This is a genomic window from Cupriavidus sp. 09_S30 (genome assembly GCF_056930435.1).
The window spans coordinates 2,353,437-2,368,451 of record NZ_JBXOWI010000001.1 but is presented as its reverse complement, the minus strand read 5'-3'; the positions used below and the strand labels follow the sequence as shown (position 1 = coordinate 2,368,451).

General features: G+C 67.1%; 7 protein-coding genes. All 7 read right to left on the bottom strand.

Annotation, left to right across the window (positions count from 1 at the left end):
* Positions 1-32: 32 nt before the first annotated feature.
* The 7 genes from AC1Z3O_RS11145 to glgX all read right to left on the bottom strand — a co-directional run bounded on the left by AC1Z3O_RS11145 (position 33) and on the right by glgX (position 15,014).
* Positions 33-2,336, bottom strand: coding sequence for an AsmA family protein (locus tag AC1Z3O_RS11145; RefSeq protein WP_483515779.1), 2,304 nt, complete (start codon positions 2,334-2,336; stop codon positions 33-35).
* A 469-nt stretch (positions 2,337-2,805) separates the two neighbouring features.
* Complete coding sequence (locus AC1Z3O_RS11140) at positions 2,806-3,009, bottom strand: DUF2188 domain-containing protein (RefSeq protein WP_483515778.1); 204 nt, start codon at positions 3,007-3,009, stop codon at positions 2,806-2,808.
* Positions 3,010-3,140: 131 nt separating this feature from the next.
* Positions 3,141-5,834: a malto-oligosyltrehalose synthase gene (gene treY / locus AC1Z3O_RS11135; protein ID WP_483515777.1), complete on the bottom strand. Its 2,694-nt coding sequence runs from the start codon at positions 5,832-5,834 to the stop codon at positions 3,141-3,143.
* Positions 5,809-7,890, bottom strand: coding sequence for a malto-oligosyltrehalose trehalohydrolase (treZ, locus tag AC1Z3O_RS11130; protein ID WP_483515776.1), 2,082 nt, complete (start codon positions 7,888-7,890; stop codon positions 5,809-5,811). The genes treY and treZ overlap by 26 nt, the downstream gene beginning before the upstream one ends.
* 88 nt (positions 7,891-7,978) lie before the next feature.
* Positions 7,979-10,528 (bottom strand): glycogen/starch/alpha-glucan phosphorylase, encoded by a 2,550-nt coding sequence (locus AC1Z3O_RS11125; protein WP_483515775.1) that lies wholly within the window; start codon positions 10,526-10,528, stop codon positions 7,979-7,981.
* Positions 10,529-10,551: 23 nt separating this feature from the next.
* A complete protein-coding gene (gene malQ, locus AC1Z3O_RS11120; protein ID WP_483515774.1) occupies positions 10,552-12,789 on the bottom strand; it encodes a 4-alpha-glucanotransferase in 2,238 nt (745 codons plus the stop codon).
* Entirely contained in the window at positions 12,786-15,014 is a 2,229-nt protein-coding gene (gene glgX, locus AC1Z3O_RS11115) for a glycogen debranching protein GlgX (RefSeq protein WP_483515773.1), read from the bottom strand. Before glgX ends, malQ begins: the two co-directional genes overlap by 4 nt.
* Between the last annotated feature and the right edge of the window lies 1 nt (position 15,015).

The window sequence follows — 15,015 nt, the reverse complement described above, 5'->3', positions numbered from 1 at the left end:
CCCGCCCGGATAGAGCACGCATCGTTGGCTGGCTAGGGGGAGTGCGACGACGCAGGGTTGGCCTGGTGCTGTCCGCCTGGCGGGCGTTTCAGGGCCTGCTGGACCTGTTTCGCCTGCTGCGCCGCGCCGGGCTGCCCGGGCTTGCGCAGTTCGGCAGCGACGGCGCTGGCAGCACCCGGGGCCTGCGGATCCCGGTAGGCCTTGCCCGGCGAGGGAGCCGTCGGCTTCTTGTCCAGGTCTGCCAGCAGACTGGCGCACCGGCTGCTCTGTCCGGGAGAAGTCAGGTCCACCAGCGGCACAACCGCAGTTGCCACCGGTGCCAGCAGGGCTAGCGTCACTGCACCGCCGGCACGCAGCGCCAGCACACCCATATCGGGGCTCACGCGCGGCTGCTTCAGCGTGCCGCCCACATACAGTGGCGAGCGCAGCGAAAGGACCCGCAAGCCCCTGGAGTCCGGGTGGATGGTTATGGCCAGCTTCTCGCTGCCCAGGTCGACCGCGCCTTCGGCATGGATTTCAGCGTCCTGCGTGTCGAGCACGAAGGTCCGCGCGCGGGCGATGCCGTTGGTGAACGCAAAATCGCTGACACCGCAATGGATCTGCACCGGCTTGTCGCCGAACAGCTTGGAGATGACCACGCTGCCGACGTTCAGGCCCATCGCTTCGAGCAGGAACTTGCTGATGGTGCCGTTTTCCACCAGCAGCCTGGCCTCACCGTTGGCACTGCCCAGCAGCGCCGCCACCGAGTTGCCCGTCGCCGACAGCCGGGCGCTGCCATTTACCTCGCCCACGCTGGCTCGCATCTGGTTCACGGTCGGGAACAGCTGCTCGAGCTTCATGCGCCGTGCGTTCATGTCGATCATGGCGCCCATCGGCTTGCGCTTGCCATCCAGCCGCACGGTGGATACCAGGTTGCCGCCGGCCACGCCGAAGTTGAGCGGAACCAGCAGCAGCACCCCGTCCTGCAGCTTCAGGTGCGCAACCAGGTCGGTGACCGGCAGATTCTCGTCGCGGATGATCCGCTTGCCGGTGAACCTGACGTCAGCGTCGATGCTGTCCCAACGCTCGGTGCGGAACGGCGCCACTGGCAGCACCTTGTCGGCCGGCTGCGGCACCGGGCTGTCCGGCGCGGCCTTGCCCGACCGGGCGCTGGCGCCGATCAGCGGGGCCAGGTCGGCAAAGCGCAGCTCGTTCGACACCAGTTCGCCGGTCAGCAGCGGCCGGGTCGAGCGCTGCGCGAACACAAGCGTGCCGCTCAGGTCGCTGCCGCCGACGCGGCCGGTGAACTTGCGGTACTCGAAGACCGACTCGCCTTTCCTGATTGTCGCCAGCAGGCGCCCGTGCGTCGCATAAGGTGGCGTGGATGGCAGCACGATGCCGGTCAGCGCATACAGCTTGGCCATGCTGTCGCCCTGCAGGTGCAGATTGACGTCCAGCGCGCCCAGGTGGGCCGGGTTGGTCAGTGTGCCCTCAATGACCGCACGCGTGGATCCGACCCGCACGTCGGCCCGCAACGGGAATGGGTCATTGGCGTCGCGCAGGCTCAGGACAGTGCCGGCCTTGCCGCTGGCGTTGATTGTGGCCTCTTTGTAGTGCCCGGTGGCCTTCCAGCGCAGCCCGTAGCGGTGGTTGCCGGATGCGGCCGTGGCGGGCGGTCCGGACAAAGGCGTGGAGGCAACGGTGCCGCCGGCGTGCGCCGGCGAGGACGCCGGTACCGTGCCCGAGGCTTCCGGGGTGGCTGGTGCCCCGTCGTGCGCCTTGTCATCGAGCGCGTTGTCGCCGATGGTGTCGAGCGTGGCCTGCAGTTCCACCTTCTGGGCCTGGTCAGACAGCGCCAGGCTTGCGCGCGCAAGCGCCACTTCGCCGATATCCAGGCTCCACTTCGACGCCCCGGTGCTGGGACCGGTCTCGAAGGTCCAGTTGTTGCGGTTGTCGGCCAGCCTTTCCAGCCAGACCGCGGGACTGTCGATCACAATGGCGGGCACGGCGATCTGGTGAGCCAGCAGCGGCAGCGGGCGCAGCACGAAGATCAGCTCGCGCACGGTGGCGAGATTCGGTAGCTTTGCCCAATTGGGGTTGCCGATGGTGATGTCGCGCGCCGACAGGCGCGGCCATGGCACCAGCGTATGCCAGCCGGTCTCTCCCTCGCCGCTGCGCCAGGTGACTGTGAGATCGCCGTTGATGGCAAACGGGCGGCCGATGGCCTCGGATACCCGGTCATTGAGCCAGGGCTTGAGGTGGTTCCAGTCGAAGGTCAGGATCGCTGCCACGAACAGGGTGATCAGCAGGACTGGCGTGAGCACTGTCCAGACGACTACCTTGTGGAGCACCGGCATGGATTGGCTCCTGTGGGAGGCGTGCGCCCGCCGCCCGGATCGCGCGGCAAACGGACCGGTATGTTCATTGTATGGCTGCGCGCTCGGCTTATCTGTCGGGTGACAGCTGACAAGGTGGCGTGCGTGGCATGTGCCGCGGCGAATCGCTACGCCTATCTCAAGCACGTCCCGCACTGTTGCCAACGCAGCCCGTGAGTCTTCCCCGCGGGGCTGCCACATCGCCGGCAACTCACGTCGAGCAATCGTGCGGCGCTGTCGTTAAGACGGGACCGCCGCGCGCGCTTACAGCACGACACTTGGCCAGGGGATACACGGGTCTGCGCCGCGCAGCCGATCAACGCGCCATCGCTTCGTGGGAACAACTCCGAAGACACCTTGGCTAAGGCCTTTCGGATGCCTTGTCGTCCCTCAGTCGTGCGTTCGCCAATGGCGGACTCGGCGAAGACGTGATGCTTCAGGTGCCGCTAGCTCAGGCAAAGTTGAGCCTTCGCGCCACGGTACCATCCTTATCGTGCACATACAGCAGCGCACCAGATTGCGCCGCCAGGAACGTAGCAACGTCAAGCGCACGGGTGTACGTGATCCCGACTTCAACTCGGCCTTCACCCTCAAGTGCGATCGCCCAGTGTGCGCCGTCGTAGACGACATGAAAGTTTCTGTTTGAGGTACCCATAGGTCCTCTGTGTTGATTGCAGGAATTGAAACCGCGCCGCGCTTTGCGATTCGGTTCCCTTTTATTGTAGGAGTCAGGCCGTAGCGCTGCTACCAGATCCAGGACTTGTCCCCGCTGATACGCGGCGGGGTCTACGATTCACGCAGTAGCAAGGCCACCGGCAGCAGGAGCAAGATCTTGCCCAAGGGCAGCGTACCGTTTGCCGCTGACAGGCGATGCCCGGTGAGTACATCCATCCATTGGCTGCGCTGCGGCACGCACACGTCGAGCGTGGTCTGCGTCCAGCAGGCGGGCGGAATCCGCGGCAGTTCGGGATCGATCAGCCGCGCTGACAGCCTGGTGGCCACAGTGACGACATGGCAGTCGCTTGTCGTGCGCGCGAATGCGAGCACCTGCCGCGCCAGCGGTCCTTCAGCCGCCAACGGCCAATAGGCACCTTCCGCAAATACCGTTGAGTGTTCACGCCTGGCTGCCAGCACCTGGCGGATCAATTGCTGCTTGATGCGGCCGTCCTCACGCCAATGACTGAGCCAATGCGCCCAGCCTGCCGCGCACCCTAGCTGTGCCTGCAGGCGGGGGAAGTCCGGCATGCGGCGGTTGTCGGGATCCACCAGGCTGAGATCCCAGTCTTCGCCTCCCTGGTATCGGTCGGGTACGCCTGGCGCGGTGAGCTGGACCACGGTCTGTGCCAGGCTATTCAGGGCACCAGCGGAGGCCACGCGCCGAACGAAGTGCCCGATGCCGACCAATACCCCTGATGCAGGCCAGTTGACCGCCAAGCCGTGGAGGAAGGCATCGCATACCGATTCATAGCTGAGGTCCGGCCATGTCCAGTTACCGTGCAGCTTCGCTTCGCGGATGGCTTTGCGCTGCCATTCGCCGATGCGGTGCAGGAAGGCGCCAAGCTCGCCATCGCGCGCCAGGGTGTCTGCCTGCATCGGCCAGGCGCCAACCAAGGTCTGGTAGAGCATCAGCCGGTCGGCCGGTTCTGGTTCGCGTGGCAGCGCCGCGCGCAGCGGTTCGCACTCGCGCTCCCATTCGCCCACGGCGTTCGCCCACTCGGGAGCCAGTTCGCTTAGCACTGCCAGCCGCATACGGGCGTCCTCGCCTCGCTTGTGGTCATGGGTGGCGGTTGCCAGCATCGCACGCGGGAAAGCGCGCTGTCGCACTGCCATGTCTGCATGAAAATGCGCGGGCCCGATGGCCAGCGTTGCGGGGTAGCTGCCGACTTCATTGCGCGACAGCAGCCGTCCGTAGCGGTAATACGCCGTGTCTTCCCCTGCCTTGGCAGCCAGCGCGGGCATCAGCTGCTGCAGCCGCTTGCGGATCTGCGCGGCTGCGCTGCCATCGTCCTGAGGCGTGCGCATGCAACAGAGAATGAGGTCCAGCGCAGCCGTTTCGTCCGGCGCCAGCATGGCGCGCGCGGCGCACGCTGCCTTGCACAGCATCGCCGCTTCCCTAGCGGCAGTTCCGGCATCTCGTTCTCCCGGATGGTCATCCAGATAACTGCGATAGACGGGCACGGCCTCCAGGAAGGCGAACAGTGCCTGTCCAAGCGCGGCGCCGGTCAGGTCGCGGGTGGCGGGACTGGATGACGCGCAGGCAAGCAGCCGGGCTCGCATGGCTTCGTACTCGGCGATCAGGTGGTGCGTCAGAATCTGCCGGCGCGCAGCGGCCACTACGTGCGTGTAGTCTTCCCGGCCGCACGCGGTGCGCCGCCACAGGCCGCTGAGCGGCCTTTCTCCGGCGGGATCGTGCAGCACGGCGGCGACCTGGTCCATGAAGTCATAGCCGGTGGTGCCATCCACCTGCCAGTCCGGCGGCAGCATCTCGCCGGGCGCCAGGATCTTTTCCACTACCAGCCAGGGTTGGCTCAGTGGCTTCGCTGCGGGGCGCTGCGCGGCATGGGCGGACAGTTGCTCGCGCAGGCGGCGGCAATATGCGGCCGGATCGGACAGCCCGTCGACATGGTCGACACGCACCCCATCGATCAAGCCCTCGCGCAGCAGCCGCAAGGCCAGCGCATGCGTGGCATCAAATACTGGAGCGTGCTCCTGGCGCAGGCCCACGAGGTCGCTGATCTCGAAGAAGCGCCGCCAGTTCAGGGCCGCTGCGGCCGTGCGCCACCATGCCAGGCGATAGTGCTGGCGTTCAAGCAGCGCATGCAGGTGTTCGATGCCGCTTACATGCGCGGCATCGAACCAGGCCGGATCCGCGGCCGCGCGGGCGTCAATGCTGCCGGGCGCCAACGGCAGCCTGTGGTCGAGATAGCGCAGGCAAGCCGCACCGCCTGCGCCTGCCGGCAACAGCTCCAGGTCACCCTGTGCCAGCGACTCCCAGTAGGGATGTTGCAGGATCGGCATCAGCACCTTCCCGTGCAGGCCTGGATCCGCGGGCTTCCAGTCGATATCGAAGAACGCCGCGAATGCGCTTTCGGTACCGTGGGCCAGCACGTCGCGCCACCATGCATTGTGTGTCGCATCCGCCGCCATGTGGTTGGGGACGATGTCCAGGATCAAGCCCAGGCCAGCCGCCTGCGCGCTGCGCGCCAACGCTGCCAGCGCTGCTTCCCCGCCGAGTTCCTCGCGCACGCGGGTATAGTCGGTGACGTCATAGCCATGCGTCGACCCTGGTCGCGCCCCGAACACCGGGGACAGGTAGAGATGGCTCACGCCGAGCGCCGCATAGTAGCCGACGACCCCGGCGGCATCGTTGAGCGTGAATCCCGGCTGCAGCTGCAGGCGACCCGTGGCGCGCGGCAGGCTTCCTGCGCCGCGCGAGGCGGGAGTGGCAGAAGGATCAAGCCGTGCCGGCGCCGCGTTCATGGTCTTGCGCCGCCTCCTGCGCGGACAGCAGCGCGATGCAGCAGCGGGACATCAAGGCGCCATGCGCGAGCGCTGCCGCCGCTCCGGCGCTGCTTTCGTGCAGCGTGGCCGCTGCGGAGGGTGGCGGGCCGCAGTGTAGCGCCTGGTCGCCAAGGTTCAGCCATAGCGCGAGGCACGCACCGTCGCCCAGCCGCCACCGAGCGCAAAGGGCGCCCGTGCCGAGAATGCCGACACCAGCGCTGCGGCATCCCGGAAGCCGGGGCAGGATGTGCCTGTGCCGGATGGAAAGGAGGGTCCGGTAGTAGCGTGTCCAGTCGTTTTCGACGTCCAGCACGGGGCGCGACATCTCGAAGGTGGCGGGGGCATTCGGATCCGGAATCGCGCCGGCGTGCGCGTCGTCGCGGAAGGCCGCGCTTGCGGCGAACTCGCGCCGGCGGCCCGCACGCACCGCTTCGGCCAGTCGCGGCGGATGATCGGTGAAGTAGAGGAAGGGCGTGTCCGCCCCGCATTCCTCGCCCATGAAGACCAGAGGAATCTGCGGGCACAACAACTGCAGCGCCACCACGGCGCGCAGCACATCCGCATCGACCAGCGCTGTCAGCCGTTCGCCCAGCGCTCGATTTCCGATCTGGTCGTGGTTCTGCAAGAAGCAGACAAAGGTGGTGGGCGGCAGGTGCGCGCTGGGCTGGCCCCGCCGTACTAGCCGTACTGTGCCGTCCGCCTGGTCGCCGTGCGCCCGGGTGCGGTAGGGCGATACTTCGCCCTGCCAGGCGAAGCCCTCGGCAAGCACGCGCGCCAGGTGCCGCAGCGGCGGGCTGTCGGTGTCGGGCGCGTGGCAATCCCCGAGCGGGCGCGCGCCGCCGGTCTCCGCGTAGTCGCGGTAGTAACCATCTCGTTCGCCGGTCAACAGGACATGGAGGGCATGGTGGGCATCGTCATTCCACTGTGCGTCATAGCCGGTGCCCAGCAGCCCGGCATCGTTGTGGTCGTTCTCCAGGATCAGGTGAACGTGGCGGTCCGCATCGTAAGCGCCTTCCCTGCTCGTACGCAGTTCGCCCGGCAGGCCGGCCAGCCAGCCTTCGTCCTCGATTGCGTGTACGGCATCCAGGCGCAGGCCGTCGAAACGGAATTCGTTCAGCCAGTAACGCGCGTTCTCGGTAAAGAACCGCCGTACCTCGCTTTGCCTGAAATCGATGGCGGGGCCCCATGGGGTCTGCCGGTCCGCGCGGAAGAAGGGGCTGGCATAGCGCGGAAGGTAGTTCCCTTCAGGGCCGAAATGGTTGTAGACGACGTCGAGCAGCACCATCAGCCCCAGGCAATGCGCCCGGTCCACCAGGGCGCGCAGCGCATCCGGCGTGCCATAGCTCGATTGGGGAGCGAACGGCAGGACGCCGTCGTAGCCCCAGTTGCGCTTCCCGGGAAACTCGGCCAGAGGCATCAGTTCCACAGCGGTGAAGCCCATCGCGGCCAGGCGGTCCAGTTGTGCCGTGGCCCCTGCGTAACCGCCGCACAGACCGACATGCATTTCGTAGACGATGGCTTCATGCCAAGGCCGTCCGCGCCAATCCGGGCAACGCCATGGATAGGCACTGAAAGCCGCGGGCTGGCAGGCGACACTCGGGCCGTGCACGCCGTCGGGCTGCCAGCGGGAAGCCGGGTCCGGCACCAGGGAACCGTCGTCCAGCCGGAACCGGTAACGCGTGCCGTCGCAGCAGGGCACCACGACGCGGAACCATCCGTCATCGCTCGGCGTCATGCGGACCTGCTTCCCGTCGGCGATCTCCAGCCGCACAGCCTGGCCCCGGCGTAGCACATCGGGTGCCCATAGGCGGAAGAGCACGAGGCCGTCGGGCAGCCACGCAGGGCCGAAAACGTAGTCGTGCGGGTCGATAGCAGCAGGGGTGTCGGTATTGTCTCGCGGCCCCGGTTGGGGCGGCGATCCCGTCATGCCGTCTGAGATGAAGGAACCAGGGTTCAAGGTTGCCTCCCATGCAGCATGATGCCGCCCCGGCAGAAGCGGCCAGGGGGTAGCCGGAACGCCTTGCGCATCGCGCATGGCGTGGCGGCCGGTGACACGCCCGGCAAACCTTGATGAGATCTGCCGATGGAAAAGCGCCGGTGGCGCCGCTGGCACAAGGAGTCCATCATGAGCCGGCCTTCCTGCCGGAGTGTGCCCTGGCCTCGGCGTGCCCTGGTGCGCCGCTGGCACGATGCAACAGTCGCACCGGTACCGCCTTCACCCTCCAGATTCGTTCGGCGTATTCCCGGATGGCACGATCCGAGGAGAACTGCCCCGACCGTGCACATGAAAGCACCGACATGCGCTGCCAGTTCGCCGGCTTGCGGAAGTCCGTACTGACCCGCTGCTGGCAATCCACGTACGAGGCGAAGTCCGCAAGCAGGAAGTAGGGATCGTGCCGCAGGTGTTCGTCAAAGAGCGGGTGGAACAGGCCCGCGTCCCCATGCGAGAAGAACCCTTGCTGGACGAGGTCCACCACCGCACGCAACTCTGCATTGCTGCGGTAGTAGGCGGCGGGATCGTAGCCGGTTTCGCACAGAGAATGCACTTCCGGCACCGAGAGGCCGAAGTGGAAGAAGTTCTCAGCGCCGACGGCCTCGCGAAGCTCGATGTTGGCGCCGTCCATGGTGCCGATGATGAGCGCGCCATTCATGGCGAACTTCATGTTGCCGGTGCCTGAGGCCTCCTTGCCGGCCAACGAGATCTGCTCCGACAGGTCGGCGGCCGGGTAGATGCGCTGTCCATAGGTGACGTTGAAGTTTGGCAGGAACACGACCTTGAGCCGGTCACGTACCTGCGGGTCGCGATTGACCACGTCGGCCACGCCTGTGATCAAGCGGATCATCCGCTTGGCCTGCTCGTAGCCGGGCGCGGCCTTGCCGCCGAAGATGAAGGTGCGCGGTACGATGTCGGCATCCGGATCGCACTTGATGCGGTGGTAGAGTGCAATGACATACAGCACGGCCAGATGCTGGCGCTTGTATTCGTGGATGCGCTTGACCATCACGTCGAACATCGATGCCGGATCCACCACCACGCCGGTGCATTCGCGTACCAGCCGTGCCAGGTCCAGCTTGTTGTCGTGGCGCACTGCCTGCCATTGATGGCAGAATCCGGCGTCCGTGGCGAAGGGCTCCAGCGCGCGCAAGTGCTCCATGTCCGAGACCCAGCCGGCGCCGATGGCCTCGGTCACCAAGCGCGACAGGCGCGGGTTGGAGAGCGCCAGCCAGCGCCGCGGCGTGACACCGTTGGTGATGCTGGTAAATTTCTCCGGCCACATGTCGTAGAAGTCCTTCAGCACCTGCTCGCGCATCAGGCGCGAATGCAACTCCGCCACGCCATTGATGGCATGGCTGCCCGCGCAGGCCAGGTTTGCCATGCGCACGTACCGCTCGCCGTGCTCGTCGATCAGGGATAGCCGCGCCAGGCGTGCTGTGTCTCCGTAAAAGCGCAGCCGTACCTCGTCGAGGAAGCGGGCGTTGATCTCGTAGATGATCTCCAGGTGGCGTGGCAGCACGCGAGAGAACAGGGGCAGTGGCCACTGTTCCAGCGCTTCCGGCAGCAGCGTGTGATTGGTGTAGGCAAAGGCCTGGCGGGTGATGGCCCAGGCTTCATCCCATGGCAGATCCTGTTCGTCCACCAGCAGCCGCATCAGTTCAGCGATGCCGATCGCCGGATGCGTGTCGTTGAGCTGCACGGCGAACTTCTCGTGAAAGCGCGTCACCGGCATGCCGTCGGCCGCCAGCAGGCGTAGCATGTCCCGCAGCGAACACGCCACGAAGAAATACTGCTGCTCCAGGCGCAGCTCCTTGCCCTGTTCGGTCTCGTCATTGGGGTAGAGCACCTTGGTCAGGTTCTCCGAGGTCACCTTCTTGCTGACCGCGCCCAGGTAGTCGCCACGATTGAAGGTGGGGAAGTCGAATGCCTCGGTGGCCTCCGCGCGCCAAAGGCGCAGTGTGTTCGCTGTGTTGACGCGGTAGCCGAGGATCGGGAGGTCGAAAGGCACGCCGACCACCGTCTTGGCGGGGACCCAACGCACGCGATAGCATCCGCGATCGTCCGCATAGTGTTCGGTATGGCCGCCCAAGCGCACTTCCACAGCCCATTCCGCGCGCTGGATCTCCCATGGGTTGCCGCGGCGCAGCCAACTGTCGGTCTGCTCGACTTGCATGCCATCGACGATGGTCTGCTGGAAGATCCCGTACTCGTAGCGGATGCCATAGCCCAGCGCAGGGATCTCCAGCGTGGCCAGCGAGTCCATGAAGCACGCTGCGAGGCGGCCCAGGCCGCCGTTTCCCAGGCCTGGTTCATCCTCCTGCGCAAGGATGCGCTCCAGGTCCAGCCCGAGCGATTGCATGGCCGCCTGTACCTCGTCGTAGATGCCGAGGTTGACGAGATTGTTGCCCAGGTGCGGGCCCACCAGGAACTCTGCCGACAGGTAGGCCACGGTGCGCGAGGGCTGGTCGAGATAGGCCGCCGTCGTGCTGATCCAGCGCTGCACCAAGCGATCGCGCACGGTATGGGCAAGCGCTTGATAGAGGTCGTTCTGGCTGGCGTGCCCGGGCAGCTTGCCTTGGGTATGGAAGACGTGATCGAGGAAGGCGCGCCGGATGATGGCCGCAGACATGGCGGTGCGGGTGTCATCCGCTTGTTCGTGCCGGGAGGCTTCCGTCATGGTCTGGCTCCGGTTGGTCAGGATCAGGGATGCCGCCGGCGCTGCGCGGGCACGCGGCCGCTGCGCAGCGCCTCGGCACGCGCGCGGATGACGGGTGCGTCGAACAGATGACGCACGTCCGCCTCCAGCCGACGCTGCCAATTGGGATGGCCGCTCGTGGTACCGGGCAGATTGGGCTGTTCGACCGCGCCCAGCATATCTTCCAGCGGTGCGATTCGCAGCGGCGCCGGTGTGCGTCCCAGCCACGCCAGCACCGTCTCCAGCGGTGCCTCTTCCGGCGCCGGCTCGGTACCTCCGGCCAGGCCCGCCGCGCACAGCGCTTGCCACAGCGCGGTGCGTTCCAGCGCGCGGATCCCTTGTGCTGCCGGCAGCGATTCGCCTTCGGCGAGCAGGCCAAGCTGCGCGCGCCACGCGAGGTCGCGCCCACACCACCAGCCTGCCACCGTGGGCAGGTCATGCGTGGTCGTGGTGGCAACCGCGTGGCGCGGCCACAGGGCAGGGGGAAGGAAGGCCGAGGCGGCGACCGGCGCCGTGCCGGCCCCCCGCGAGTCCGCTTGCGAGGCAGCTTGCGAGGGGGTGCGTTCGAACCAGAGGATGCCGATCCCAAGCACGCCTCGCGCCGACAGCCGTGCATTGAAATCGGCCGGCACCGTGCCCAGGTTCTCGCCGATGATGATGGCGCGGTGCCGCCATGACTCCAGCGCCACCAGCCGCAGCAGGTCCGGCAGCGGAAAACCGAGGTAGGCGCCCTCCGTAGCCGGCACGCCCGTTGGCACCAGCCACATGCGGGCGAGCCCGAGCACATGATCGATACGCAGGCCGCCGGCCCCGGCCAGGTTGGCACGCAGCATCTCGATGAAGGCATCATAGCCGTGGCGGCGCAGGCCGCGCGGAGAAAACACCGCAACACCCCAGTCCTGCCCCAGCGGGTTATAGATGTCGGGTGGCGCGCCGGCGTGGAATCCGGCCAATATCTCTTGCTGGCGCGACCAGGCATGGCTGCCGCCGGGATCTGTGCCGACCGGCAGGTCGGCGATGACGCCGATGGCCATGCCTGCCTGGCGCGCCGCTTGCTGGGCGCGCGCCAGGCCGTCACTGGTCAGCCACTGCAGGAAGGTGTGGTAGCCGATCTCCTCCGCGTGCATCGTGGCAAGGGCGGTCACGGCGGAGCCTGCTGGCGAGCGTAGCGTCATCGGCCAGCGCCGCCAGTCGCGCCAGTCGGCCGCTTCGCCGGCGTGCACGGTGCCGACGGCTTCGGCCAGCCGCAGCGCCTGGATCGTCTCATAGCAGGCATGGGCGTGCAGGGCGCTGCCGCCGCGCGCGCGGAAGGCCGCGCAGGCCTCAAGCAAGTCGGCGCCGAGCAGTCGTTCCCGATGCTGCCACAGCCAGCGCAGCACCGCATAGCGCAGCGGCGACAGCGCGGTCCAGTCGATTTCGGCGCGGGCCTCTTGCAGCGCCAATGCCGGGCCGATGCCGAGCGCAGATACCGCACTGTCCACGGCGGATTGTTCGAATACGGCGGCCGGGTCCACATAGAGTGGGTTGTGGAACAGGCGGCTGGAGGGCGCGTACGGGCTGTAGCGCTCCGGCTGCGCGGCAAAGCCCGCGTGCAGGGGGTTGATGGCCACCGCATCCGCGTGCTCGCGCGCAGCGGCCTGGCAGCATTGTGCAAGCGCAGTGAGGTCGCCCATTCCCGTCGGCAACCCGCGGCGCAGGCTGTAGAGCTGCAAGGATAGTCCCCATGGGTTCTTCGCGCGGCGCCCGGCAGCACGCCATGCGTCCTCCGGACCGTAGCAGCGAGGCGGGGCCACCGCCAGTGTCGTTTCCGCGTCGCCGATGAGCAGGCGGTGATAGCCGCAGGTTCCGACCGATGGCAGCTTCAGCATGCCATCGTGGCCGCGTGCGCAAGGGCCGGCCATATGGCTGCCGTCCTCGAGTTCCAGCCGGTAGCTCGGAGCGGGGCCAGGTGGCCATGGCAGGCAGACCGGCGCGCCCTGGTCCGCGGTAAGCAGCGGCGGCAGCGGTTGGGCGGCATCCTCGGCATCCAGCCACGCGCGCGACGCCTCGCACTGGGCATCGCTTGCGCACGGCAGCCCCAGTTGCTGCAGCACGAGGCGCAGGGCATCGTCCGAGACGGTGCATTGCCGATCCCACGCATCCTTCCAGACCGCTTGCACGCCGGCCCTCAGCGCCAGTGCCTGCAGGGGAGGCAGTGACGAGATGGAACCGTTTCGGGCGGCGCCGCCAGAAGTGTCACTCATTTCGAATGCTCCTGTGCGGCCGCGCGCGGCGTCATGCTGGACCAGGGTAGCCGTGGGGACTCGGCCAGCGCTTCAAGGAGTACCAGCGAATGGGCTGGCACCGCCTGCAGCGCCGTGTCGGGGAGGAGCCTGGCTGCCGCAGTTGCGTCCGGGCGGCTGCTGTCGAACAGCAACTCCCAGGCCAGCGCGGGCTCCGGCAGGTGGAAGACCGCGTCTGTATTGGCGGCGTTGAGCAACAGCAGCGTCACCTGTACGGGACTGCCGTTGGGTGCCAGCATGGACTGGCGTACCTGCTCGGGCCGTTCGGGCTGGGGCGGGGCGGCGGTGCGGCGCAGCGCCAATGTGCGGATGTCGGGATTCGCCCAGGACTCGGGGCTGGGCGCGCTACCGTCGGCGTCAAACCACGCAATGTCCGCCAGCCCGGGCGCCAGTAGCAGCTTGCCGTGGGCAAAGCCGTTGGCGGTAAGGGCGTACAGGTGTCGGCGCAGCGTCAGCAGGTATTTCACCATGTGCAGCAGCGGTTGCGCGCCGGCGCTCTGCGCCTGCTTCCAGTCCAGCCATGAGATCGCATTGTCCTGGCAATAGGCGTTGTTATTGCCTTTCTGGCTGCGGCCCCATTCATCACCGGCGGTCAGCATTGGCGTGCCCTGTGCCAGCAGCAGCGTGGCCATCAGGGCCTGTGCCACGCGGGCGCGCCGCGCCAAGATGAGGGGGTCGTCGGTAGCGCCTTCGATGCTGCCGTCGGGGCTCCAGTTTGCGCTGGCGTTGTCGTCGGTGCCATCGCGGTTGTCTTCGCCGTTGGCCTCATTGTGCTTGCTGATGTAGCTGACCAGATCCGTCAGCGTGAATCCGTCGTGCGCGGTGATGTAGTTGACGCTTGCCCACGGGCGCCGGTGGCGATGATCGAACACGTCGGCCGAGCCGGACAGCCTCGCCGCCAGTTCGCCGCGCTGGCCGGCATCGCCGCGCCAGAACCGGCGTACCGTGTCCCGGAACTTGTCGTTCCATTCGGCGAAGCCAGGCGGATGGTTGCCCAGCTGGTATCCGTCAGGACCCAGGTCCCACGGTTCCGTGATCAGCTTGACTCTCCCCAGTACCGGGTCCTGCAGCAGCGCATCGAAGAAAGCGGCGCCCGGGTCGAAGCCGTCGTGCTCGCGTCCGAGCGTGGTGCCCAGGTCGAAGCGGAAACCGTCCACGTGGCAGCGTTCGACCCAGTAGCGCAGCGAGTCCAGTACCATCTGCAGCACCCGCGGATGCGACAGGGCAAGCGTATTGCCGCAGCCGCTGTGGTTGACGTAGTGACGCGCGTCGCCGGGTACCAGGCGATAGTAGGAGGCATTGTCCAGCCCGCGCCAGGACACCGTAGGCCCCAGCTCATTGCCTTCACAGGTGTGGTTGTAGACCACATCCAGGATGACTTCGATGCCAACGGCATGCAGGCGCCGCACCGCGACCTTCAGCTCCTGCAGTTGGTCGGTGCCGAGGTAGGACGGCTCCGGCGCGAAGTACGCCAGCGTGTTGTAGCCCCAGTAGTTGCGCAATCCCCGCTCCAGCAGGAGGCGGTCCTGCAGGATGGCATGCATCGGCAGCAGCTCCACCGCGGTCACGCCCAGGCGCAGCAGGTGGTCCAGGAGGCGCGGGTCGCACAGCGCCGCGAACGTGCCGCGCAGGTGCGGCAACACATCTTCGCGCAGCATCGACAGCCCGCGCAGGTGTGCTTCGTAGATGACCGTCTCGGACCATGGCACGTCGGGCGGCCGGTCGTTGCCCCAATGGAAACTCTCATCCACCACGACGGCCTTGGGCATCATCGGGGCGCTGTCGCGCCGATCCGGGGTCAGGTCGGCGCGCGCACTCTGCAGCCGGTAGCCAAAGAGGGCGTCGGACCAGCGTACCGGGCCGCTAAGCTGGCGCGCATACGGATCCAGGAGCAGCTTATGCGGGTTGAAGCGGTGGCCGCGCGCTGGATCGTAAGGGCCGAAGGCGCGAAATCCATATAGCGTGCCAAGTGCGACGTCGGGCAAGTAACCGTGCCAGATCTCGTCGGTGCATTCCGGCAGGGGTAGGCGCGCCAGTTCCTTGCGCCCGTTCGGCGAAAACAGGCACACGTCGATGCGTGAGGCATTGGCCGAAAACACCGCGAAGTTGACACCCAGCCCGTCCCAATGGGCTCCGAGCGGATAGGGCTTGCCGGGCAAGAGGCGGTTGGCGAACTGCAATGGCATG

Bases quoted from the DNA above. Each gene is read 5' to 3' on its own strand.
- treY (WP_483515777.1), bottom strand. From the start codon at position 5,834: ATGAACGCGGCGCCGGCACGGCTTGATCCTTCTGCCACTCCCGCCTCG.
- glgX (WP_483515773.1), bottom strand. From the start codon at position 15,014: ATGCCATTGCAGTTCGCCAACCGCCTCTTGCCCGGCAAGCCCTATCCG.
- AC1Z3O_RS11140 (WP_483515778.1), bottom strand. From the start codon at position 3,009: ATGGGTACCTCAAACAGAAACTTTCATGTCGTCTACGACGGCGCACAC.
- AC1Z3O_RS11125 (WP_483515775.1), bottom strand. From the start codon at position 10,528: ATGACGGAAGCCTCCCGGCACGAACAAGCGGATGACACCCGCACCGCC.
- malQ (WP_483515774.1), bottom strand. From the start codon at position 12,789: ATGAGTGACACTTCTGGCGGCGCCGCCCGAAACGGTTCCATCTCGTCA.
- AC1Z3O_RS11145 (WP_483515779.1), bottom strand. From the start codon at position 2,336: ATGCCGGTGCTCCACAAGGTAGTCGTCTGGACAGTGCTCACGCCAGTC.
- treZ (WP_483515776.1), bottom strand. From the start codon at position 7,890: ATGCGCGATGCGCAAGGCGTTCCGGCTACCCCCTGGCCGCTTCTGCCG.